Raw genomic sequence first — 1,657 nt, 5'->3', positions numbered from 1 at the left:
GGCCCAGCAGGCCGAGGAGGCCGCCGCCGAGCCGCAGGCCGAGGCGGAGCAGCCGGCCGTGCAGGAGCCGGCCCCGGCCGCGGCGCCGTCGGGCCAGGGCACCGAGGTCAAGATGCCGGCCCTGGGCGAGAGCGTCACCGAGGGTACGGTCACCCGCTGGCTCAAGCAGGTCGGCGAGACCGTCGAGGTGGACGAGCCGCTGCTGGAGGTCTCCACCGACAAGGTGGACACCGAGATCCCGTCGCCGGTCGCCGGCACGCTGCTGGAGATCAAGGTCGCCGAGGACGAGACCGCCGAGGTCGGCGGCGTGCTGGCGATCGTCGGGGCGGCCGGTGCCGCGCCGGCCCAGCCGCAGCCCGAACCGAAGCCGGAGCCCAAGGCCGAGGCGAAGCCCGAGCCGAAGCCGACCCCGGCGCCGGAGCCCAAGGTCGAGGAGCCGACCCCGGGCATGTCGTACAACGAGCCGGCCGCCGAGGCCGAGCAGGCCGCCCAGCCGGCCAAGGTCGAGCAGGCCGCCCAGCCGGCCGCGCCGACCCCGACGCCGCAGCGCCCGACCGCCCCGGTCCAGGGCGGCGGCGAGGAGGCCGCCGGGTACGTGACCCCGCTGGTGCGCAAGCTGGCCGCGGAGCACGGGGTGAACCTCTCCTCGGTCAACGGCACCGGCGTCGGCGGCCGGATCCGCAAGCAGGACGTGCTGGAGGCGGCCGAGAAGGCGAAGGCCGCCCAGGCCGCGCCGGCCGCGCAGCCGGCCGCCGCCGCGCCCGCCGCCAAGGCCCCGGCCCAGCCGGCCGCGAAGCCGCAGCCGAGCAGCAAGCGGGGCACCGTCGAGAAGCTGCCCCGGATCCGCAAGGCCATCGCCAACCGGATGCACGAGTCGCTGCACGAGATGGCGCAGCTGACCACGGTGATCGAGGTGGACGTCACCCGGATCGCCAAGCTGCGGGCCCAGGCCAAGGACTCCTTCCAGCAGCGGCACGGCGTGAAGCTGTCCTTCCTGCCGTTCTTCGCCCTCGCCGCCGTCGAGGCGCTGCAGGCCTACCCGATCGTCAACGCCCGGCTCGACCTCGAGGGCGGGACGATCACCTACCCGGACGCCGAGCACCTCGGCATCGCCGTGGACACCGAGCGGGGCCTGCTGGTGCCGGTCATCCACAACGCGGGTGACCTCAACCTGGGCGGCATCGCCAAGCGGGTCGCCGACCTGGCCGAGCGCACCCGCACCAACAAGGTCAGCCCGGACGAGCTCGCCGGCGCGACCTTCACGCTGACCAACACCGGCAGCCGGGGCGCGCTCTTCGACACCCCGATCGTGCCGTCGCCGCAGTCGGCGATGCTCGGCACGGGTGCCGTGGTGAAGCGCCCGGTCGTGGTCAACGACCCGGAGCTGGGCGAGGTCGTCGCGGTCCGGTCGATGGTCTACCTGGCCATGTCGTACGACCACCGGCTGATCGACGGCGCGGACGCGGCCCGCTTCCTGGTCGCGGTCAAGGAGCGGCTGGAGGCCGGCAACTTCGAGGCCGAGCTGGGGCTCTGACGCACCATCCGAAGGGGGCGCGCGGCATCCGCCCTGGATGGTCAGCTTGACGCCGTTCTCGGTCTTCTCGACCTTCTCGAACGGCTTGCCGACCTTGAAGTTGATCTTCCGCTTGCGGAAGGC

At 73.8% G+C, this 1,657-nt stretch carries 1 protein-coding gene; it reads left to right on the top strand.

The window, feature by feature from the left end; all coding sequences use genetic code 11:
* A partial coding sequence (sucB, locus tag ACWEVO_RS36215; RefSeq protein WP_452311895.1) for a 2-oxoglutarate dehydrogenase, E2 component, dihydrolipoamide succinyltransferase occupies positions 1-1,534 on the top strand: 1,534 nt, incomplete at its 5' end.
* Positions 1,535-1,657 lie beyond the last annotated feature (123 nt).

Source organism: Micromonospora sp. NPDC003776, from assembly GCF_053605645.1.
Note: the sequence above shows the minus strand (reverse complement) of the source record. Positions and strands in the feature narration are given on the sequence as shown.